The sequence below is a fragment of the Burkholderia sp. B21-005 genome (assembly GCF_020843965.1).
GTDB lineage: Bacteria > Pseudomonadota > Gammaproteobacteria > Burkholderiales > Burkholderiaceae > Burkholderia > Burkholderia ambifaria.
Genome location: NZ_CP086303.1, coordinates 154,200 through 174,629, shown reverse-complemented (window position 1 = coordinate 174,629; position 20,430 = coordinate 154,200). Strand labels below are relative to the sequence as shown.

The following is a 20,430-nucleotide window of genomic DNA, read 5'->3' as shown; positions in this document are numbered from 1 at the left end:
GTCAGGACGATTGTTCTCCCTCTGTGCGATGGCGAGACGGGTGTCGAGGCGCCGACTTCAAGTCGATGGGACTTGAGCGCGGCGATTGCTGGCAGGCGCCTCCTCACCGCGGCCGACGCTGCTTTCGCGCAGCCGGAAATGGAGCAAGCGCGGCCGTCAGAGGCTGTGCTGGTCAAAAGAGAGTCATGATGGGCAAGCAAGTACGAATCGTTCTCGTGGAAGACGACGTGATCCAGCGATCGTTGCTGGCGTCGTGGCTGAAGACCGAGGGCTATCATGTGAGCGCCTTCGGCAACGGTCTCGATGCGCGAAACTACTTGTCGGATCACTGGGCCGACCTGATGATTTTCGACTGGGATCTGCCCGGCATCGGCGGCGACAGGCTGTTGGCGTGGGTCCGTGGACGGGCGAGCCCGTCGGTGCCGGTGATCTTCCAGACGATCCATTCGAATGAAGAGGATATCGTCCGGATTCTCGACACTGGCGCTGACGATTTCCTCGTCAAGCCGTTCGACCGAAGGGTGCTGCTCGCGCGGATCCGCGCGCTCTTGCGCCGTTCTCGCGCGTCGGCCAATGAAAGCAGGCAGATGATCGTCGGGCGCCATTTGCTCGACCGCACGAACCTCAGCATCGTCGCGGACGGCATCGCGCACCCGCTCGGCACCAAGGAATTCGAACTCCTGTGGCATCTGGCATCGCATCTGGGAACCGTCGTCCAACGGCAGGATCTGCATTCGGTGGTGTGGGGCTGGGACGGCGGGGCCACGAGCCGGTCGGTCGACATGTATGTCAGCCGGCTGCGTGCGAGCCTGCGATCGATCGGCATGGAATGGTCGATCCAGTCGGTCTACGCGAAAGGCTATCGGCTCCATGTGAGTGAATGCCGGCAGGATGTCGCCGACGAACTCACCGACGAGAGCGTCTAGGCAAGCGCGGCCGAACGCATCGGCCGCACGCACGGGTCGGAAAACGGAAGTCGAGGCAATACCGGTACGCCGCGCCGCCGACATCGCCTGCCCGCCGTCATGCGACAGCAAGCGGCAACGTCACGCGCGCTTCGAGGCCGCCGGTGCTGCGATTGTTCAGCTGCAGCTCGCCCTGCATCGCTTGCGTCAGCCGCCGTGCGATCGCAAGCCCCAATCCGGATCCCGGCGCACGCGCCGCTGTCTGCGGCGCCCGGTACCACGGCGTGAAGACCGCTTCCATCTCCGCCGGCACGATGCCCGGCCCGGAATCCACCACCGCAAGCATCACGCGCCGGGCATCGACGCGAACGCACAGGCGGACATCGCGTCCGTAACGCAGTGCGTTGTCGATCAGGTTGACGAGCACGCGCCGCAGCGCATGCGGAAACGTCACGAGCGGACAGTCCAACCGCCCGTCCAGCGCGACGGCGAGCCCCGCGTCGCGATAGTTGTCGACCAGCGAGCCGAGCAACGCGTCCACGTCGACGCTGCGCGGCGGCTCCGCCACGCTGCACTGAAGCCGTGCGCAGGCAAGGCTCGCGTTGATCAGCTCGCCCATCTCGGCCAGGTCGCGCTCCATCGCATCGCGCAACGCGCGATCTTCCAGCATGCCGCTACGCAGCATCACGCGCGTCAGCGGCGTGCGCAGATCATGCGCATAGGCCGCGAGCACATGCAGCAGTTCCGTTACGCGATCCGCATGCTGGTGATGCGCGTCGTTGATCGCGGCGGCCAGTCTCGCGATCGACGGCGTGCCGCGCTCGACCAGCGAACGGGGCAGCTCTTCCAGCCCATGGTCCTCGAGTGCCGCGGCGAGTTGCCGGATTGCCGCGTCCAGTCGCAGCGCACGCAGCCACAGCACCGCCGCCACCAGCGCAAGCATCGCGCCCGTCACGCTCGCCATCAGAAGATCGCGGTCGACGGCGGGGAGCAATGCATTCGCGAGCAGGTCGCGAGCGTCGTACAGCGCCGCCGCGACGAACAGCACGCCAGCCACGACGAACAGCCGGGCCGGACACGCGACGAGACCGCGTGCATGCTCGCGGCATGCGCGGCTGAAGTTGCGTATGGAGCGCGTGAGCCGAGCCTCAAACCAGGCTCCGGACGATAAGGTAGGAATGTTGGCCATCTTCGTTCTCCTGTCGCCGTCGCGGCGGACGGTACAGGGAAGATGAAAACATGCGTGCGGGGGTTCGCACCATCAAACAAGCGGCCATCTACCCCCTACGAAGGTTTAGGTTGCCGTTGCGGCGCAGGCCGGCGATCAGCCGTATCCGAGCGCACGGGCGAGCCAGCCTTCGAGCTCCTGTGCGTCGATCGGTTTCTCGAGGAGACACAGCGCCGTGCTGGCCCGCACTCGCTCGGACGTGCGGACGCTGACGAACGCCGTGACCAGCACGGTCGGAATGCGCAGGCCGCGTGCTTCCATCCGGGCCAGCACTTCGAGGCCATCCATCTCGGGCATCTGGAGATCGCAGATCAGGCAACCCGTGCGCGACACCACGTCGGACGCCAGGAATGCCGGCCCCGACGCGAATTCGCGCGCCTCCCCGCCCAGCGAACGCACGAAACTTCCCGCGGCGGCGCGCACGAAGGGATCGTCGTCGACAATGGACACGAGATCGGAGGCTGAGAGTGAAAAAGGCATCCCTGCTTAATGACGAGGGGGACGGACCGGGCCGTCCCGAGCACTGTTACCCAAGTTGCCAGCATACCGTCACGCCGCGGCATCGTCATCATACCTACGTATGGGTAGGCTCGGCGTGCGTGCATGGGCCGGTCGATGAAGGATCCGGGTAAACGAGTGACGCTCGCGCTTTCCGAAGCGGGGGGCGCGATGCACCACCGCCGATGGCTTTCCGCGCCCGGGCCGCCGCTAGCGCGACGGCACGTTGATGCCGAGCGCAGTCATCTTGCGCACCAGTTCGGCCACCGAGCGGCACTTCATTTTTCGCATCGCCTGGCTGCGATGAATCTTGGCCGTGATCTCCGCGATGCCCATGTTGCCCGCGACCTGCTTGTTCATCAGGCCCGTCGCGACGTGTTGCAGCACCTCGCATTCGCGCGGCGTGAGCGACTCCCAACACGCGCGCAGATCGAGCAGCGAGTGATCGTCCTGCAGCCGTTTCGCATCGCGCTCGAGCGCCGCGATCACCGCATCGATCATGTCCTGGTCGCGGAACGGCTTCGTCAGGAAATCCATCGCGCCGGCTTTCATCGCCTTCACCGTCATCGCGATATCGCCGTGCGCCGTGATGAAGATGATCGGCATCTGCGGACCGCCGCTCTCCGCCAGCGACGTCTGAAACGCGATGCCGCTCTGCCCGCGCAGCCTGACGTCCAGTACGAGGCACGACGGTCCCGCGCCCTTCGGTGCCGCGAGAAACTCTTCCGTCGACGCAAAGGCGCGAACCTCCAGGTCGATCGATCGCAACAGGCTGATCAGCGCGGCACGCACGAATTCGTCGTCATCGACGACGTAGACGATGCGGCTGTTCCGATCAGGTGTCGCGTGGGGCATTCTGGTTTCCGGCATCGATATTCGCTGATGAATTTTCAGGAGTGGCCGCGCAGCGGCTCAAACACAACAACTCGAAGAACCTGTCGGCCCGCAGCGCGTCGCCCGCCGACGGACCACACATCATGGATCGACGCGCGGCAGCATCACGGTTGCTCGCGTACCGGCACCTTCTCGCGGCAACAGCGTCAACGTTCCGCCGTGAGCGTCCACGATCGAATGCGAGATGGCGAGGCCCATGCCCATCCCGTTCTCCTTGGTCGTGAAAAGCGGTTCGAGCAGCCGGTCCGCGATATCGGGTGCAATGCCGCTGCCCGAATCCTCCACGCTCACACGCACACTGTCAACGCCGTGCGCTTCGCACGCAAGCGAAAGACGACGCGCCGTCTCGAGCTCGGCCATCGATTCGGCACCGTTCGTCAGCAGGTTGATCACGACCTGCTGGAGCTGGATCCGGTCGCCGTATACGTAAACGGGCCCCTCGTGACTGCGCAGCTCCAGCACCACGTCCAGCGTGTCGAGCTGCCGCGCGACGAGCGCCGCGGCCTCGCGCACGGCCTCGGCGAGGTCGACCGTCGCAAACTGCGGCGCGGCCTTGCGTGCCTTCGCGCGCAGCGCCTGGATGATGCTCTTGGCCCGCGCCGCGCTCCGGTTGATGTGCGCGAGCATCTCCCGCGCTTCGCCGACGTCCGGCGGTTCCCGGTTCAGCCAACGCAACGCGGCGCTTGCCGATGTGTCGACGGCGGCGATCGGCTGTCCGATCTCATGGACGATGGACGCGACGAGCTCGCCCATCGCGGTCAGCCGACTGGCGCGCTCGAGGCCGGCCAGTGCGGCACGCAATTGTTCCTCGGCATGCGCGCGCTGACGGTTCTGCTCGACCAGCTCCTCATAGAGCCGCGCATTCTCGAGCGCGAAAGCGGCCTGCGAGGCGATCACCTCCACCAGCGCCGCCTTGGCCGCGGTAAACATCCGCGCCGCCAGATTGTTTTCCATATACAGCACGCCGACGAGCGTCGCATAACGCATCAGCGGCACGCACATCACCGAACGCGGGCGCCGACGGCGAACATAAGCATCCTGACCATGAACCGGCGACTCCGATGCATCGTCGATCACCACGCCCTCCTGCGTCCGCGCGACCGCCTGCACGACGGAGACAGGCAGCACGCTCGCCGTCAACGACACGGCCTCCTGCGTCACGACGATCGTGCCGTCGATCACGTCCGCGCGCGCCGGTACATGCCAGACGCCCTCGCGCAGCACCGCGAGCGCGCCATGCTCGGCGCCGGCGCTTTCGAGCGTCGTGCGCAACAGCGTTTCCACGAGACGCGCCGGCACGATGTCGCTCGCCAGCGCGTTCGACACGCGCAGCACCGCGTTCACGTCCAGCGCGTGCATCCGGCTCCCGACGGGATTGCCGGCGCCGGCATCGAATACATCGGGATGCGCGGCCTGCAACTGGCGCACCTTCGCGAGCGCCCCCCAACGCTGCCATGCGCTCACCGCATGGCGCAAATACGCGTGCGCGGCAATCGTGTCGCGCCCCGCATGGAATCGCGCCGCATACTCGGCCGCCAGCGCCTCGACCTGCGTGAAGCCATGCCTGCCCGCGTGCACCACGGCGCGCGCATAGGCTTCCGCGGCATCCAGCGGCTGCCCGTTCACGCGCGCGTGCTCGGCGCGCACCAGCTCGCGTCGCGCGACGAAGTTCTCCGGGCATGCGCGCGCCCAGACGTCGAGCTGCTCGACATGGCGCTGCAGCGCAACCTCCTCGGACGCATCGCGGCCGGGCAGCGCAAGCAGTGCGAGCGCGCCGTAGAACGGCAAATCGGCCCGCTCGGCAAACGAACGCGCCGCATGCTCGCAAGCTTCCGCGTGCCGACGCGCGTCGAGCGCGTCCGGAAGATCGCCGAACAACAGTGCGGCCTGCAGCCTGTACACCCAGTAGGCGAGATCAACCAGGGTCGGCGGCCTGCCCTCCGGCGGCGCCAACAGGTCGCGATCGTCGCTCTCGCCTTCCTGTAGCCGTCTCAGCAGCATCTGCTGCGCGAGCAGCGCATCAATCACGAGCTGGAAATTCGCATCACGCGCAATCGCAAGCCCGTGCGTCACCGTATCGCGCACGTCACCGAGAAATTCGCCGGCGAACAGCATGCCGGTGGCCTCATTGCGCTTGCAATAGAGCGCGAACGTATGATCGCAGCACTCGACGGTGATCTCGAATGCCCGCGAGATATACGCGCGGGCCGAGCGCGCCGGCAACACCCACGGCACCACGATCGTGCCGTGCGCCATGTATACGCGGCCGCGATACCGATCGAGCCCGCGCTCGTCGACCAGATGCAGCGCGAGTTCGCCAAATGCCAGCGACGCGGCGTAATCGCCGTAACGTACGCCGAAGATCTGGTTCATGCAGACATAGACGTCGGCCGATGCATCGGAATGGCCATGCTCGATCGCCAGATTCACCGCGCGCAGCAGAATCATGTCGACCAGATCCTGGTCGGAATAGAGTGCCGGCGGGATCAGGTCGGCAAAGATGTCGACAATCGCGCGCTGCAGCGGATCGGCGATGATCGGCAGCTCACGCAGCGCGTCGATCCCGTTGCGGTCCAGCCAGCCGCGCAGGCGAAGGTATTCGCGATGCACGTCTGCGCTGTCCGGATGGGGTGGGATATCGATGCCGGCGCGCTTCAGGAACGCAAGGCCGACGCCGAGCGCCAGATCGAAACGGCCCAGCGCCGTGTACAACGCCGCGCGCAGGCGCGTCAGATCCGCGCCGAACGTGCCGTCGCCGGCTACCCGCTCCAGCTCGGCCAGGCGCGCTTCGGCGGCTTCGAGCGCACCGGTCATGAACTCGGCCTCGCCGCACAGCATGCGTGCCTCGAGCCCGTCGCCGCTGGTGTCCCGTTCGCCGAGGAAATCGACGGCTGCGCGAAAGAAGCCGAGCGCGGAATGATGCGCGGTGGCAGCACGGGCTTGCTGCCCGGCCTCCAGATTCACGCGCGCGAACGCGCGGCGCTGCGCGGGTGTCGCGACCATCGTGCCGGCGAGGTTCGCCTGCGCGGCCAGCACGAAGGTGTCGGCGCAGGCCTCGCCGGCCGTCAGCAAACGGCAGGCGATTGCATGATGCAGCGCCGCCCGCTCGTCCTCCGGGATCGACGCATACGCCGCCTCGCGAATGCGATCGTGCCAGAACGTCCAGTCGTCGCCGTCGCGCTGGAGACTGCCGGCATCGAGCGCCGCCTGCAGCCCCTCGATCGCATCGGGCTCGCTCAGGCCGGCCGCCGTGGCCAGCAGGCGCGTCGACGCACGCTGGCCGATGCAGGCCAGCAGGCGCAACATGAATCGTGCGGCGTCCGGCAACAGCTCGAACTGCCGCGCCAGCATCATCGCGACGTCATCGCCGCCGCGATGCGCGGCGATGCGCGCCATGTTCCAGCGCCACAGGCCGGCGCCCGCATCGTAGTCGAGCATGCCTTCGTCGGCCAGCAGGCGCAGCAGATGATGCACGAAGAACGGATTGCGGCCGGTTCGCTGCCCGATCAGGTCGGACAACGGGCGAAGCGCATCGGTGTCCTGATGCAGCGCGTGGGCGATCAGCTCGGTCGTCGCGCGCTCGTTCAGCGGCCCGAGTTCCACCGTCAATGCATCGGGAACGTCGGCCAGCGGGCCGGCCCGCAACGGGTGACCCGCATCGATCTCGTTGCCGCGATAGGCGCCAACGAGCAGCAATGCCGTGTCGCGGTGTTGCTGCACCAGCCGCTCCAGCACCTGTATCGTGCCCGCATCGGCCCATTGCAGATCGTCGAGCAGCAGCGCGAGCGGGCGCTCCGGTGCCGCGAAACATGCGATCAGCCGGGCGATCGCTTGCAGCACGCGCTCGCGCTCCAGCCCGGGCGCCAGTTCGGATTGCTCCGGCGGCCCCGCCTGCGGGCCCAGCACCGCCGAGAGCGCCGGCAGGAATCTCGCGAGCGTGCGTCCGACAGGCGCCACGGCCGTTCCGATTCGCGCGCGCCACATGTCGAATTCGTCGTCCGCGCAACCCAGCACGAACTGCAGCAGCGGCTCCAGCGCCTGGGCAAGCATCGCATACGGTGTGCCGCGGCGCCCTTCCTCGCCCTTGCTGGTAGCCACGAGCAGCGCCCCGTCGTGCCTGATTCGCGCGACGGCCTCCAGCAGCAGCGTCGACTTGCCGATGCCCGAGTGGCCGGAAACCCATGCGACGCGCATCTCTCCACCGGCGGCGACGGCACGGTACTGCGCGCGCAACGCGTCGATCTCCTGTTCGCGGCCCACCACGTGATCGGCTTGCTGCAGACGCTGCAGCGCCGCGTGAACATCGAGCGCGAACATCGGAATGCGACCGTCGCGGCGAAGGCACTGCTCGCATCGCTGCAGGTCGGCGACGAGCCCCGCGGCCGTGCCGTAACGCTGCTCCGGCGCCTTTTCGAGCAACTTCACGACGATCTGCGAAATCTGCTCGGGTACATGGGGAACGAGTTCGTGAGGGGCGCGTGCCGAATGCGTGGCGTGTGCGTGCACGAGCCCGGCGGCATCGGTCGCATCGAACGGCGGCACGCCGGTCAACTGCTCATAGAGGATGCAACCGAGCGAATAAAGATCGGCTCGCGCATCGACACGCAGGTTCATGCGCGTGCCGAGTTCGGGCGCCGTATAGACGAAGTCCGTGTCGTCCCATTCGAGACTGGTATCGCGCAACGGGTCGGTCGCATCGGGGCCGATCGCATAGCCGAAGCCCGTCAGGAACGCACGATCATCGTCATCCACGAGGAAGCGATGCGGCGCAAGCGCGCGATGCACGATACCGGCCGCATGCATCTCGCCCAGCGCGGTCGCGAGCGAAATCGCGCGCCGCAGAAATGCGGACAACCGCTGCTGCGGGACAGCTTCAACGGAGAGCGGCATCCCGCCCGGATCGGCCAGGATGAGCACGGCGCCGCCACCGTGCGACACGATGGCTTGCGGCACAGCGGACCAGCGTTCGTGCAGTGCCGAGCGCAACACATATTCGCGTTGCAGCGCCGCGACCGCGGACGGTGCCGCGACGCCGCGCCCGGCGACCAGAACAGACGGCGCATGGTCGTCGATCGCACGGTGCAGCCGTGGCGGGCCGGGGCTCAATTCGATAAAGCGGCGTGTCGAAAGTTCGATCATGCGAATGCAGTAAGGAAACGGTGGCGTTCATCAGCTCGAACGCCGCTGGCACGGCGACGTGGAGCACGGCATGCGACACCCGTGCCACCGGCCACGTGTTGCGGCGGGATGCCGGGTTGTATCCGTTCGTTCGAACCCGCGGTCGTGACGCAGGCCGCGGGGCGCACTCGATTTCGCTCGTGCGGTGTCGCACCTCACCGGCCGCCTCGCCCTTCTTCCAGGTACCCGTGATAACACGCGAACCCGCCGATTATTCCAGCACGATATCGTCAATGCAACAACGCGCGCCGGCCAATGCATGCGAATTGCCGAAGCGCACTCGCGTCGCGTCGTGATCGGCGCTTTCGTATCCGGATGTATCGCGTGTCCGCATCGATACATGACATTGCAAAATGCCGCGCCGCGGACACATGCGGGATACCTTTGCGGCGCTCAATACAGATGTGACGAATTCTGACGACATTCGCGACGCGGCCGGCGCATCCGGCCCCCGCGTTCGCCAGATACCGTGCATTCCGTTCGATCGACCCACCTTCCGGATTCCGACATGAAGACCTCAAGGATCACCTTCGCGCTCGTCGCGTTTGCTACCGCAGCCTGCGCCCATGCAGCGGCCCCTGTCGACTCGTTGACAGGGAATCAAGATGCCGTGGCCACGACCCAATGGGCGCCGGCCGTCGCGATGCCGATGGGAAAGACACGTACCGAAGTGCGTCAGGAGCTCGCGCGCGCGCGCCAGAGCGGCGAGCTCGACGCGCTCAGGAAACTCTATTCCGGCCATTGAAGCAACGACGTTTTCCGGAGGTCCGGCACGGGCAGGCGCAATGCTCGCCGGCTCGTGCGCGCGCTTCATCGGCGGCCGCGCATCCGCGTCCGGGCGAAGCCACGAAGATGCCGGGATTCCTCGAGGCCGCACGTGCGGTCGATGTGCAGCGGGGATCCCATGCCGGACTCGAGTCGTCATGGAGCGAACCGAACTTTCAACGATGCTTCCCGATATCCTGCCGCGTCTGTGGTCGTTCGCGATGCGCATTTCCGGGAATCGCTACGATGCCGAAGAACTCGTGCAGCGAGCCTGCATGCGCGCACTCGAGCGGGCGCATCAGTTGCGCTCCGATACGTCGCCGCTGAGCTGGATGTTCTCGATCATCCAGTCGATATGGCTCAATGACTTGCGGCAACGCAATCATCGCAACGGCCTCGTGCTCGAACTGAGCGACGCATTGCTGGAGACGGTCTCCGATCCCGGCTCCGCGCCTGAAACCGGACTGGCCATCCGCCAAATCATCGACGCCGTCGAGCGGCTGCCGGAATCGCAACGCACCGCATTGCTGCTCGTCAGCGTCGATGGGCTCAGCTATCAGCAGGCAGCCGATACGCTCGACATACCCATCGGCACCATCATGAGCCGGATCTCCCGTGCGCGCAAAGCGATTCGGTTGGTGTTCGACTAATCCGGCGAATCACGCATGGAGACGGGACATCGCATCGACGCGCAGCGCTGACGTCGACGCGCGACGTCGCGCGCCTGCCGATGCGAACCGGCGCGACACGATCGCCGGCGCAGGGCGATCGCACGGGAATAAACGATCGCCATCGCGTGTTCAGTGTTAGCAGTCGCGCCCGCTTCCGCGCACGTGACCGAACGCCGACCGCTTGTGCCGGTGCCCGTCACGGGCGTTCCTATTCCCCCGCCACTCATGCCGAAGATGTCATCGCTGTCCAGAATGCTGCTCGTCTATGACGGATCCCACGAAGCAAACGCCGCACTCGCACGATGTGCGTCGCTTTCCCGCGCATTGTCGGCCCCGGTCGACGTCGTCGCCATCGTCGACAATGTCACCGCCAACGCACGGTCGGCCGGACTGCTCAGCGAGCTCGCCCATCAGCGTCTGGCGGAATCCGCCCATCACGATCTTCAACGGGCGGTCGACACACTGACGGACGACGGCATCGCCGCGCGCGGCTATCTCCGCTTCGGACGCGCGGCCGATGCTATCGCCGCGCATGCGTCGACAACCTGCGTGGACATGATCGTCGTCGGATATCGCGCTCCCACCGGGTTCGCTCGCTGGTGGCGCGAGCCTCCCGTTCACTTCGATCTGGCCGAGCGTGTTCCTGGCGCCGCGCTTGTCGTCGTCACGATCCCGTCGACCTAGCGCCGGCGTGCATCGACGCGCGCGGACGACGCGCCATCGCGTTCGTCCGCGGTTCGCCGCCGTTCGACGCCCGCCTAAATCGCGTCGGCCGCATCGATGCATGACTGGACGGTCGCGGCAAGAATCATCCGCTGCTGGTTCCCGGGCAGACAGACATCGCTTCCCCGCGGACGAAACACCGGGTCCCCGCGTTGTATCGCACGCCCCGTCAGCGCACATATCGACGAGACACGCGCGCGGCTCCTGCACCAGATTTGCTCGGCATACCGTCCTGAACACGAGTCGCTCCACGAAACGGTGATCATGGACAACGACAGGCGTTCCATCACGGCTATCCTGGTAGGCGGTTCGGTGCGCGCACGCGCATCGTCCTCGTTCCATTGACGCGACCCGACGCGTCGCGCCTTGTATCGCGTGCGCTGCGCTCGCAAGCACACGCTGCGCTGTTCCTGCGAAGGATCCAGGACATTGATCAACGTGCGAGCCACGATGTCCGCTTCATGCAGCATCCCCATCACCTCTTCTCCCAATCAATCGGATCGATCATGTGAAAGCGGACGCACGAATCACCGACACCCCGTCATTCGGCCCCGCGTATGCGCGCGCCCTCGCTCAGGCGCCGCCTTTCTCACGCAGCATCAGCTCGCTTTTCACCGATTTGACGCCGTTGATCTTCCTGGCCGACTCGACCGCGAGATGGTCTTCGTGTTCGGTTTGCACCTGGCCGGCCAGCGTCACCTGTCCGGTCGCGGCATTGCCGAAAACCGTGATCGCTTGCCCTTGCAGCCCCTTCGTTCGCGACAGCGTCCTCTGAATCGACCGCGAGAACGCGCGATTGGCCGCACGCGTGGCCTTCTTCGTCTGGGCGGATGTCTGGGTGGACGTCACCGCGACATCCGTGCCCGCCGCATTGGCACTTTCGTCGGCAAATGCCTGCAGTTGCAGGCCAGCGAGCAGGACGGCCGCCAGGCCGCCATTCAGGATGACTTGTCGAATTTTCATGATGGGTTCCTTGGGTTGCTGTATCGAATGGCACGCAGGTTCCGGTCGTGTGCATCGTCGCGACGCACGCGAATCGCATCATCGCCACATCGCGAAGCCGACTCGATCACCTGTCGCCCGAGTCGTCACCGATGCGATTCGTGTACCGGTGGAACCAGAATAAGGCGCTGCGTCAACGGCATCCATAGCATCTGTAGCTAGCTGCACAACCCGTCAGGATAGATGGCCGCATACGTTCGTATAGGCTGCGGACATGGCTGCACGCGTCGCTGCGCGTCACGCCGCCTGATGTGCGGCCGCTGTACCGCTAACCGGAAAACGCGGGAGCGTCATCATTGCGCGCGTGCCGCCTTCCACGCGCGGCGTCAGTACCAATTGACCATCGTGCGCATCCACGATCGACTTGCAGATGGAAAGGCCCATGCCCATCCCATGCGGCTTGGTGGTGAACAGCGGGTCGAAGATACGTTGCGCCAATCGCGGATCGATGCCGTCGCCGTTGTCGTCGATCCGAATCCGCAAGCCATCCTGAGCGGCTTCACACGCCAGTACGAGGACGCGGCGCTCCTCAGGGATGCACAGCATCGATTCCGCGCCGTTCATCAGCAGGCCGATGACGGCCTGCTGCAGCTGAATGCGCTCGCCGCGCATCGGCAGCGGGGACGCGAGTCCGTCGACGCGCAAGCTCACCTTCATCGCATCCAGCGTGCTTGCCATGATCTCGGCCGCCTCGGAAAGCGCGTCGGCGAGATCGAACGTCGCGAAGGCGGGAGTTTCGTGCCGTGCGTTGGCGCGCAGCGCGCGGATGATGGTGCGCGCGCGCTCGGCGCACGCGCAGATGTGGGCGAACATCGCGCGCGCGGCGTCGAGGTTCGGCGTGCCGCGATCGAGCCACTTCAGCCCCGCGCGCGCGGAAGTATCGATTGCCGTGATCGGTTGCGCGACTTCATGCACGATCGAAGCCGCCAGCTCGCCGTAGGCCTTCAGCCGCTCGGCACAATCCGCGTCGGAAGGCGTGTCGCCGATCCTTGCCGCGATGCTGTCCGCGCGTGCCTGCCGAGCGGCAAGCGCGTCGTGCAGACGCTGGTTGTCCAGGACGAACCCGGCATGCAGCGCAAGGATCTCGACCAACGCGGCTTTCGCCAACGTGAAAATGCCCGGCAAATCCCCGTGTTCCAGATAAAGCGCACCCATCAATGCGCCATTGCAGCGTATCGGCACGCACATCACCGAGCGGGGCTTGCGACGGCGCACATAGTCGTCGGTCCGCCAATGGTCGGCGGCGCAGGCGTCGCGCAGCACCAGCCCGTCGCGCAGATGCACGGCGGCGGCAATGATCGGCACCGGCAACCGGTCGGCCGGCAGCCGCTCCCCGTGCGGCGCAGGCGGCGCAGGCGCCGCTGTCGCGCTGGCGGCCCCCTCCCAGGCGCCGTCGCGCATGACCGCAATCACGCCCCACGTCGCCGCCGTGCCGTGTATCGCAGCCTCGAGCAATGTCCCGACGCGCGTCTCAGGCGCGACCTCGTCCGCCATCGTGTGGGAAAGCTGGCGCAACACCTGCACGTCCAGTGCGAGAAGCGATTGAGACATGAGTTCCTCGATGACCGGGGTCATTTCAGGGCCGCTCGGGCCGGAGAGCGATTTCCAGGTAGTCCGCGCAGCGAAAGCGCTGCAGGAATCGTCGAGTTCGTTGTTCATTCGTCTATCTCCTGCGTACCGGGTTGCGGCCTCTGCCAACCTGAAATTAACGTTTCATGTAGTGAGTACTCCACAAACGAATGTTAGCAGCACTTTCTCGAAATAAAAATGTGAAGATAGCGATATTCGTTCGCGACGCTGCGGGATCGGCCGCGCAATATGGATGCAAGCCATTGAATCTTATAGAAATTTATGTCGGGTTGCGAACGCGAGAAGAGTTCCGTAGAATCCGGAGTTCATGTAGCGTTCCCTGTACGAAAGTCAGAGAACGGCGCTAGTGCAAGTTTTTTCAGGCGGCATGGCCGGGTTGGCGGCCGCCATAGGAACGGTATGGCTCAAGCAGCAAAAGGCAAGACTGTGCGTGGAACCGGTGTCCGCGAGGCGGCGGCGCAGGAAACCCGCGACAAGATCCTGCACGCGGCGACCAAGGTCTTCGCGCGCTACGGCTACGAAGGCGGCAGCGTCGAAAGGATTTCGCGGCTGGCGAAGTCGTATGACCGCATGATCTATTACTACTACGGGAGCAAGGAGGGGCTGTTCGTTGCGGTGCTCGAAGGCATCTATCGACGGATGGACGAGGCGGAACTCAAAATGGCGCCCGATGCTTCGAACCCCGTGGAAGCGCTCAAATCCGTGATTCGCTTCAAGCTGGACTATTATTGGCGCAATCCGGATTTCATCACGCTTCTCAACACGGAGAACCTGCACAAGGGCAAGCACTTGTCCAAGCTCGAGCGCCGGGGCGAGTACTCGTCGCATGCGGTAGAGATCATCGCGAAGATTCTCGAGAACGGCGTCGAACAAGGCCTGTTTCGCAAGGGGCTCAGGGCGCGCGACGTTTTCCTGCTGATCATCTCGACCGCGTATTTTTATACGTCGAACCTGTACACGTTGTCCGCGTTCCTCGGAGAGGAGCTGAACGCGCCGGATGCCGTGCGCCATTGGGAGACGTTCGTGATCGACAGCGTGCTGCGGGTGGTCCGCAAGGATGCGTCGATCGATGATTGAGCGCGTGCCGGCGCCCATGTCGACCCTCGTGACCATCAAGATGCAGGCCCCGTTGCGATGAACTATCTTCGCGCCAACACCATCGACGAAGTGCTCGGCCGGCTGGCGGCACAGCCGCGGCCGCGCATCGTTTGCGGGGCCACCGACGCCTTCGCCGATATCGGCCTCGTGCCCGCCCGCTCGGCATGGGTGGATATCAGCCGCGTCGACGCATTGCGCGCCATCGAGCAGCACGACGGCATGATCCGCATCGGCGCGGCGAGCACCTGGGAAGCCATCGCCCGGACGACATGGTTGCCCGTGGCGCTGACGGCGGCCGCCGCTTGCGTCGGCCCCCGGCAGATTCGCGTCCAGGGCACGATCGGCGGAAACGTGTGCCACGCGTCGCCGGTGGCGGACGGCATCCCCGCGCTGCTGGCGCTCGACGCCCGCGTCGAGCTGGCGAGCCTGCGGGGCGTGCGCCGCTTGCCGTTGGCCGAATTCCTGCTCGGCTACGGCCGGACCGCGCTGCACGCGGACGAACTGCTGGTCGCCGTGCTGTTTGCACCACCCCGCGCGCACGACCGGACATCGTTCATCAAATGCACGAATCGCGACGGCACGGCGATCGCCGTCGTTTCGGCCGCCGCGCAGCTGCGTGTGGGCACGGATGGCACGGTCGACGCGGTCGCCGTTGCGATCGGCGGCGCATCCGACGTGGCGCGCCGGATGCCCACGCTCGAGGCGGCACTGGCAGGCCGGCGGCTCGACGAACTGGCCGGCGTGATCGCGGCGGCGCCGCTTGCCGAGCTGTCTCCGGTCGACGACTGCCGGGCGACCGCGTCGCATCGCATTCATCTCGCGCGGCTGGCGGTCACGCGCGCTTTCACATGCTGCATCGAGGAGAACGCACGTGGCGCATCCACTGCCTGATCAGCTAGCCGAGGTTCGCGAAACCATCGCGAGTGGCAGCACGCCGGTTTCGCCGGAACCGGACTGGTTCGAGCTCAACGGCACGCGGCAAAGCCTGCCGGCGGACCACTCGCAGCGGCTCATCGACCATCTGCGCGCGGACCTGCGCCAGTTCGGCACCAAGGAAGGTTGCCGCCAGGGCGATTGCGGCAGCTGCACGGTGATCGTCGATGGCGACGCGCGCTACGCGTGCCTGATTCCGGTCGGACAGGTCGCGGGGCGCCGTGTCGTCACCGTCGAAGGCCTCGCCGACGGCACCCGCTGCGGCGGCCGCCTGCAGCACGCGTTTCTCGCCCATCAGGCGGTGCAATGCGGCTTCTGCACGCCCGGCATGCTGACGGCAGCGGCGGCCGCAATCGACGCCGGCGAGGTGAGCGACCGCGCCAGTGCGCGGGCCGCCATCGACGGCGTGCTGTGCCGCTGCACCGGCTACCAGAAGATCGTCGACGCGGTGACCGAGGCGGGATGCGGCGCCGCCGCGCGATGCGTCACGCCTCCTCCGTCCGAAGGGCCGTCCGTCGGCGTACCGCTGACGCGCCTCGACGGCCCGGAAAAGGTCGATGGAAGCCAGCGCTTCGGCGCCGACGGCTATCCGGCCGACAGCCTGTTCCTGCGCGCGGTCCGCAGTCCGCATCACCGCGCGCGTTTCGCGTTCGGCGACCTCGACGCATTCGTCCGCGCCCATCCGGGCGTGCACCGCGTCCTCACCCACGCCGATGTGCCCGGCATGAATCTGCACGGTGTCGCGACACCGTACATGGATCAGCCCGTCCTCCCTGAGACGGAGGCGCGCCACCATCTCGAGGCGGTGGCGCTGGTGGTCGGCGAGCGCGCCGCCATCGCGGCGCTCGACCTCGACCACTTTCCGGTGAGCTGGGAACCGCTGACGCCGGTGCTCGCGATCGCCGATGCGGTGCTGGACGACAGTCCGCAGCTGCACGCCGATCGTCCCGGCAACGTGCTGATCGAGGGGCACGTGCGCCGCGGCGACCCGGAGCGCGCGATGCAAGGCGCCCGTCACGTCGTGAGCGCAACGTTCGAATCCAGTTTCGTCGAGCACGCATACCTCGAGCCCGAGGCCGGCTGGGCGCGACGCGTGGGCGACACCGTCGAAATCCATTCGTCCACGCAGGCGCCGCATCCGCATCGCGCCGATCTCGCCCGCATTCTTGCGGTCGCGCCGGAGCAGGTGCGCGTCGTGGCGACCGCGGTCGGCGGCGGTTTCGGCGGCAAGCTCGACATGACGGTCCAGCCGCTGCTCGCGATTGCGGCCTGGCATCTCGACCAGCCCGTCGCGATGGTGTTGTCGCGCGAGGAATCGATGGCCACGTCGACCAAGCGCCATCCCGGCCGAATGACGTCCAGCATGGCCGCCGATGCCGATGGCCGGCTGCATGCCGTGACGTTCGACGGCGACTTCAATACCGGCGCGTTCGCGTCGTGGGGCACGGCCGTCGCCAACCGCGTACCGGTGCATGCCGGCGGCCCGTACGTCATTCCTCACTATGCGGCGCGGGCACGTGCAATTCATACGCACGTCACGGCCGCGGGCGCATTCCGGGGCTTTGGCGTCCCGCAAACGACGATGTCCCAGGAACAGCTCATCGACGAGCTGGCGTTCACCACCGGCATCGATCCGCTCGAATTCCGGGCGATGAACGCGCTGCGGCCGGGCGACACCCTGCCGACCGGGCAAGTCCTGGACGACAGCGTGGGGCTCGTCGCCTGCCTCGATGCGCTGCGACCGGCGTGGCGTGACGCACACGCCCGGATCGCCACGCTGAATGCGGCGGCGCCGGGCCACCTGCGTCATGGCGTCGGGATGGCGGCGTTCTTCTACGGGTGCGGCAATACCGCGTTGCCGAACCCGTCGACCGTGCGCTTCGGCATCCGGCCCGACGGCACGATCGTCCTGCACCAGGGTGCGGTGGACGCCGGTCAGGGCGCGAACACCGTGATTCCGCAAATCGCGGCCGATGCGCTGGGTGTACCGGTCGATCGGCTGCACATCGTCGGCCCGGACACGTCGGTGACACCGGATTGCGGTCGCACGTCCGCTTCGCGCCAGACGTTCATTACCGGTCGAGCGGCGTTCCTCGCCGGCACGACGCTGCGCCACCGGCTGCTCGCCTTCGCCGACGCGGCACCCGACGCGCGGATTTCGGCCGATGCGCGCGGTGTTGCCGTCAATGGCGAGGTACTCGATCTCCGGACGCTACCAGTCGATGCACACAGCTACGTGATCGCGGCCGAAGAGAGCTTCGATCCGCCCACCACGTCGCTCGATGCGTCGGGGCAAGGCTCGCCTTACGCCACCTACGCGTTCGGCGCGCAGATGGCCGAAGTCGCGGTGGACTGCGACAGCGGCCGCGTCCGCGTACTCAAGGTCGTGGCCGCGCACGACGTCGGCAGAATGGTCAATCCGACGCTGCTCGAAGGACAGATCGAAGGCGCGGTGGCGCAAGGTATCGGCATGGCGCTGATGGAGAAGTACCACCCCGGCCGATACAACAATCTGCACGACTACCTGATTCCGACGGTGCATGACATGCCCGACGTGCAGTCGATTTTCATCGAAGCGCCGACGGCCGTCGGCCCGTATGGGGCAAAAGGCATCGGCGAGCCGGCGCTGGTCCCCACGGCTGCGGCCATCCTGAATGCCATCCATCACGCAACCGGCGTACGCATCCGCGAAGCCCCGGCCACGCCGGATGTCGTGCGTCTCGCGCTCGCGGCCCGTAAAGCGCCTTCCACGCTTCGATAGCGCCGTTCCCACCCAGTGAACAACACGATGACGCCAACAAGAAATGCCGAGGAAGTCTCACTGCGAGCCGGATCCGGCTCGTCCTGGTACGCGGAACTCGACCCCGCCGGCAAGCGGGCGTTCAAGGCGTCGTTCGCCGGCTGGGCGACCGATGCGTTCGACTTCATGGTGTTCAGCTTCGTGCTGGCTTCGCTGATCGACCTGTGGGGCCTCGATCGCGGCAAGGCCGGCCTGCTGAGCACCGTGACACTGATTTTCTCGTCGGTGGGCGGCTGGATTGCCGGCATCCTGGCGGATCGATATGGACGGGTCAAGGTACTGCAAGGGACCATCCTGTGGTTCTCGGTCTGCACGCTGGCGATCGGCTTCGCGCAGAACTTCGAGCAGATCTTCGTGCTTCGCGCGCTGCAAGGGCTCGGCTTCGGCGGCGAATGGGCCGTGGGCGCCGTGCTGATCGGCGAGATCGTCGCGCCGGCACATCGCGGCAAGGCGGTCGGGCTGGTACAAAGCGGCTGGGCGATCGGCTGGGGTTGCGCGGCGATTCTCTACAGCATTGCGTTTTCCGTCCTGCCCGAGTCGCTGGCGTGGCGCAGCCTGTTCTGGGTTGGCATCGTGCCCGCCCTGCTCGTGCTCTACATCCGCAAGCACGTGCCGGAGCCCGACGTGTTCGTGCAGGCGGACGCCGCCCGGAAACAAGGCGCGAGCCAGCCATCGGTGTGGGCCATCTTCTCGCGTTCGCAGGTGCGCCGCACGGTCCTGGCCGCGCTGCTGTGCACGGGCATCCAGGGTGGCTTCTATGCGATGTCCACCTGGCTGCCGGCCTTCCTCAAGATCGAGCGACACTTGTCCGTGCTCAACACGAGCGCTTATCTGTTCGTGATCATCGTGGGGTCGTTCTGCGGATATGTCGTCGGCGCGTACCTTTCCGACTTCTGGGGACGCCGGCGCAACTTCATGCTGTTCTCCGCGCTGTCCCTCGTGTCGGTGTGTCTGTACCTGACGCTGCCACTGTCGAATGCGCAGATGCTGTGGCTGGGCTTTCCGCTGGGTTTTTCTTCATGCGGGATCTTCAGCGGGGTCGGCGCCTACCTGACGGAACTGTATCCGTCGAACTTCCGCGCGAATGCGCAAAGCTTCACGTACAACTTCGGCCGCGGCATCGGCGCACTGTTCCCGAGCCTCGTCGGGATGCTGAGCCATTCGCTCGGCCTGGCGCTGGCCATCGCGATCTTTTCGGGCGCGGCCTATGGCGTGGTGCTGTTGGCGGTGCTCCTGTTGCCGGAGACGAAAGCCCGCTCGCTTTGACGGTCGGCGATGGAATGAGCGTCGTTCAACGCCCGGCGAATTCGCCGGGCGCCGCCCGGACGACGCAAGCGATTCCCGCGTGCGCCCGCCCGCGTCACTCAGCGACCGACGTACACCTGCCACTCCTCGCCGGTGGTAAAGCCCATCGACTCGTACACGTGACGCCCTGCCGGCGTGCAATGCAGAAACGCGGTATGCGCGCCGGTCTCGAACGCGGCATCCAGTACCGCCTGAGTCGCGGCCCGCGCGTAGCCTCGTCGCCGATAGGCCGGTAGTGTCGACACATTGAATACGCCGACCTGAGCGTTGCGCACGACGCCGAACGAAGTCGCGACCGGCATCCCGTCGACCTCCACCCAAAAGCCCATCATGCCGTCGGCTTCCAGCACGGCCGGCGCGCTCAGTCTTCGAAAGACGCGTTCCGGCGCCTCATAGCCCGCGGCAAGCGCGCCGTTGTACCGTTCGCTGTCCGCTGCCGTGACGCGCCGCACGACCACGTGCCCGTCGCTGTTCGCCGGGGCGGTGGCGCGCGCCAGCCGCTTCGTCATGAACGGCAACGCGACGCACTGCGTCAGGCCATGATCGTCCGCGATCCGCCGGATCTCGTCGGCCTGCGTGCTCGCGTCGCGGGTCTGAATGCTCCACGGCACTTCGCACGTGCTGAACGCGCCGGAAAGCAGCCGGATTTCGTCGACATCGGGATGACGCGTCATGCTGATGACCGCGTTCAGCACGGACACGGGCGCGCCACTGTAGATCGCCTTCGTTCCATGCGCGCCGCGTTCCACGAAGCCCACATCCTGCAAGCGGCAAAACGCGTCGATCGACTCGTGCCACGCGGCCACGGAAGCATCCAGCAGTTCGGTCGGAGAGGTCATT

Annotated in this window: 16 protein-coding genes; 8 read left to right on the top strand and 8 right to left on the bottom strand. The window is 66.3% G+C overall.

Features of this window, described 5'->3' with window-relative positions; all coding sequences use genetic code 11:
- Nucleotides 1-188 precede the first annotated feature (188 nt).
- Entirely contained in the window at nucleotides 189-926 is a 738-nt protein-coding gene (locus LMA02_RS31290) for a response regulator transcription factor (protein ID WP_228910885.1), read from the top strand.
- Between the two features lie 97 nt (nucleotides 927-1,023).
- Here LMA02_RS31290 and LMA02_RS31285 read toward each other — a convergent pair whose 3' ends face one another.
- The 4 genes from LMA02_RS31285 to LMA02_RS31270 form a co-directional block, all read right to left on the bottom strand.
- The gene (locus LMA02_RS31285) at nucleotides 1,024-2,094 is read right to left on the bottom strand and encodes a sensor histidine kinase (RefSeq protein ID WP_228910561.1); all 1,071 of its coding nucleotides are present in this window, start codon (nucleotides 2,092-2,094) and stop codon (nucleotides 1,024-1,026) included.
- Between the two features lie 135 nt (nucleotides 2,095-2,229).
- Complete coding sequence (locus LMA02_RS31280; protein ID WP_324251329.1) at nucleotides 2,230-2,613, bottom strand: response regulator transcription factor; 384 nt, start codon at nucleotides 2,611-2,613, stop codon at nucleotides 2,230-2,232.
- A gap of 228 nt (nucleotides 2,614-2,841) precedes the next feature.
- Nucleotides 2,842-3,486 carry a response regulator transcription factor gene (locus LMA02_RS31275; RefSeq protein WP_373422143.1) on the bottom strand — a complete coding sequence of 215 codons (645 nt, stop codon included), beginning with the start codon at nucleotides 3,484-3,486 and terminating at the stop codon, nucleotides 2,842-2,844.
- Between the two features lie 120 nt (nucleotides 3,487-3,606).
- Nucleotides 3,607-8,664: a trifunctional serine/threonine-protein kinase/ATP-binding protein/sensor histidine kinase gene (locus tag LMA02_RS31270; protein ID WP_228910559.1), complete on the bottom strand. Its 5,058-nt coding sequence runs from the start codon at nucleotides 8,662-8,664 to the stop codon at nucleotides 3,607-3,609.
- Between the two features lie 547 nt (nucleotides 8,665-9,211).
- Here LMA02_RS31270 and LMA02_RS31265 point away from each other — a divergent pair.
- From LMA02_RS31265 to LMA02_RS31255, 3 genes are all read left to right on the top strand, one after another.
- Nucleotides 9,212-9,448 (top strand): DUF4148 domain-containing protein, encoded by a 237-nt coding sequence (locus tag LMA02_RS31265; protein ID WP_228910558.1) that lies wholly within the window; start codon nucleotides 9,212-9,214, stop codon nucleotides 9,446-9,448.
- Nucleotides 9,449-9,626: 178 nt separating this feature from the next.
- Nucleotides 9,627-10,118 (top strand): RNA polymerase sigma factor, encoded by a 492-nt coding sequence (locus LMA02_RS31260; protein WP_228910557.1) that lies wholly within the window; start codon nucleotides 9,627-9,629, stop codon nucleotides 10,116-10,118.
- A 273-nt stretch (nucleotides 10,119-10,391) separates the two neighbouring features.
- The gene (locus LMA02_RS31255) at nucleotides 10,392-10,823 is read left to right on the top strand and encodes a universal stress protein (RefSeq protein WP_228910556.1); all 432 of its coding nucleotides are present in this window, start codon (nucleotides 10,392-10,394) and stop codon (nucleotides 10,821-10,823) included.
- Between the two features lie 74 nt (nucleotides 10,824-10,897).
- On the opposite strand, the gene LMA02_RS31250 is transcribed toward LMA02_RS31255, so the two are convergent.
- The 3 genes from LMA02_RS31250 to LMA02_RS31240 form a co-directional block, all read right to left on the bottom strand.
- A complete protein-coding gene (locus LMA02_RS31250) occupies nucleotides 10,898-11,338 on the bottom strand; it encodes a DUF3331 domain-containing protein (RefSeq protein ID WP_228910555.1) in 441 nt (146 codons plus the stop codon).
- A 97-nt stretch (nucleotides 11,339-11,435) separates the two neighbouring features.
- The gene (locus LMA02_RS31245; RefSeq protein WP_228910554.1) at nucleotides 11,436-11,825 is read right to left on the bottom strand and encodes a BON domain-containing protein; all 390 of its coding nucleotides are present in this window, start codon (nucleotides 11,823-11,825) and stop codon (nucleotides 11,436-11,438) included.
- A 276-nt stretch (nucleotides 11,826-12,101) separates the two neighbouring features.
- Nucleotides 12,102-13,523: an ATP-binding protein gene (locus LMA02_RS31240; protein WP_228910553.1), complete on the bottom strand. Its 1,422-nt coding sequence runs from the start codon at nucleotides 13,521-13,523 to the stop codon at nucleotides 12,102-12,104.
- A gap of 330 nt (nucleotides 13,524-13,853) precedes the next feature.
- On the opposite strand from LMA02_RS31240, the gene LMA02_RS31235 reads away from it, so the two are divergent.
- Genes LMA02_RS31235 through LMA02_RS31220 form a run of 4 tightly spaced genes read left to right on the top strand, consistent with a single transcriptional unit; the run spans nucleotide 13,854 to nucleotide 19,551 of the window.
- Nucleotides 13,854-14,531 (top strand): TetR family transcriptional regulator, encoded by a 678-nt coding sequence (locus LMA02_RS31235; RefSeq protein ID WP_228910552.1) that lies wholly within the window; start codon nucleotides 13,854-13,856, stop codon nucleotides 14,529-14,531.
- Nucleotides 14,532-14,588: 57 nt separating this feature from the next.
- Nucleotides 14,589-15,443, top strand: a complete 855-nt coding sequence (locus tag LMA02_RS31230; protein WP_228910551.1) for an FAD binding domain-containing protein — start codon at nucleotides 14,589-14,591, stop codon at nucleotides 15,441-15,443.
- Nucleotides 15,424-18,246: a molybdopterin-dependent oxidoreductase gene (locus tag LMA02_RS31225; protein ID WP_228910550.1), complete on the top strand. Its 2,823-nt coding sequence runs from the start codon at nucleotides 15,424-15,426 to the stop codon at nucleotides 18,244-18,246. Before LMA02_RS31230 ends, LMA02_RS31225 begins: the two co-directional genes overlap by 20 nt.
- A gap of 27 nt (nucleotides 18,247-18,273) precedes the next feature.
- Nucleotides 18,274-19,551 (top strand): MFS transporter, encoded by a 1,278-nt coding sequence (locus LMA02_RS31220; protein ID WP_175669578.1) that lies wholly within the window; start codon nucleotides 18,274-18,276, stop codon nucleotides 19,549-19,551.
- A gap of 98 nt (nucleotides 19,552-19,649) precedes the next feature.
- Here LMA02_RS31220 and LMA02_RS31215 read toward each other — a convergent pair whose 3' ends face one another.
- The gene (locus LMA02_RS31215; RefSeq protein ID WP_228910549.1) at nucleotides 19,650-20,429 is read right to left on the bottom strand and encodes a GNAT family N-acetyltransferase; all 780 of its coding nucleotides are present in this window, start codon (nucleotides 20,427-20,429) and stop codon (nucleotides 19,650-19,652) included.
- Nucleotide 20,430 lies beyond the last annotated feature (1 nt).

Bases quoted from the DNA above. Each gene is read 5' to 3' on its own strand.
- LMA02_RS31290 (WP_228910885.1), top strand. From the start codon at position 189: ATGGGCAAGCAAGTACGAATCGTTCTCGTGGAAGACGACGTGATCCAG.
- LMA02_RS31285 (WP_228910561.1), bottom strand. From the start codon at position 2,094: ATGGCCAACATTCCTACCTTATCGTCCGGAGCCTGGTTTGAGGCTCGG.
- LMA02_RS31280 (WP_324251329.1), bottom strand. From the start codon at position 2,613: ATGCCTTTTTCACTCTCAGCCTCCGATCTCGTGTCCATTGTCGACGAC.
- LMA02_RS31275 (WP_373422143.1), bottom strand. From the start codon at position 3,486: ATGCCCCACGCGACACCTGATCGGAACAGCCGCATCGTCTACGTCGTC.
- LMA02_RS31270 (WP_228910559.1), bottom strand. From the start codon at position 8,664: ATGATCGAACTTTCGACACGCCGCTTTATCGAATTGAGCCCCGGCCCG.
- LMA02_RS31265 (WP_228910558.1), top strand. From the start codon at position 9,212: ATGAAGACCTCAAGGATCACCTTCGCGCTCGTCGCGTTTGCTACCGCA.
- LMA02_RS31260 (WP_228910557.1), top strand. From the start codon at position 9,627: ATGGAGCGAACCGAACTTTCAACGATGCTTCCCGATATCCTGCCGCGT.
- LMA02_RS31255 (WP_228910556.1), top strand. From the start codon at position 10,392: ATGCTGCTCGTCTATGACGGATCCCACGAAGCAAACGCCGCACTCGCA.
- LMA02_RS31250 (WP_228910555.1), bottom strand. From the start codon at position 11,338: ATGGGGATGCTGCATGAAGCGGACATCGTGGCTCGCACGTTGATCAAT.
- LMA02_RS31245 (WP_228910554.1), bottom strand. From the start codon at position 11,825: ATGAAAATTCGACAAGTCATCCTGAATGGCGGCCTGGCGGCCGTCCTG.
- LMA02_RS31240 (WP_228910553.1), bottom strand. From the start codon at position 13,523: ATGAACAACGAACTCGACGATTCCTGCAGCGCTTTCGCTGCGCGGACT.
- LMA02_RS31235 (WP_228910552.1), top strand. From the start codon at position 13,854: ATGGCTCAAGCAGCAAAAGGCAAGACTGTGCGTGGAACCGGTGTCCGC.
- LMA02_RS31230 (WP_228910551.1), top strand. From the start codon at position 14,589: ATGAACTATCTTCGCGCCAACACCATCGACGAAGTGCTCGGCCGGCTG.
- LMA02_RS31220 (WP_175669578.1), top strand. From the start codon at position 18,274: ATGACGCCAACAAGAAATGCCGAGGAAGTCTCACTGCGAGCCGGATCC.
- LMA02_RS31215 (WP_228910549.1), bottom strand. From the start codon at position 20,429: ATGACCTCTCCGACCGAACTGCTGGATGCTTCCGTGGCCGCGTGGCAC.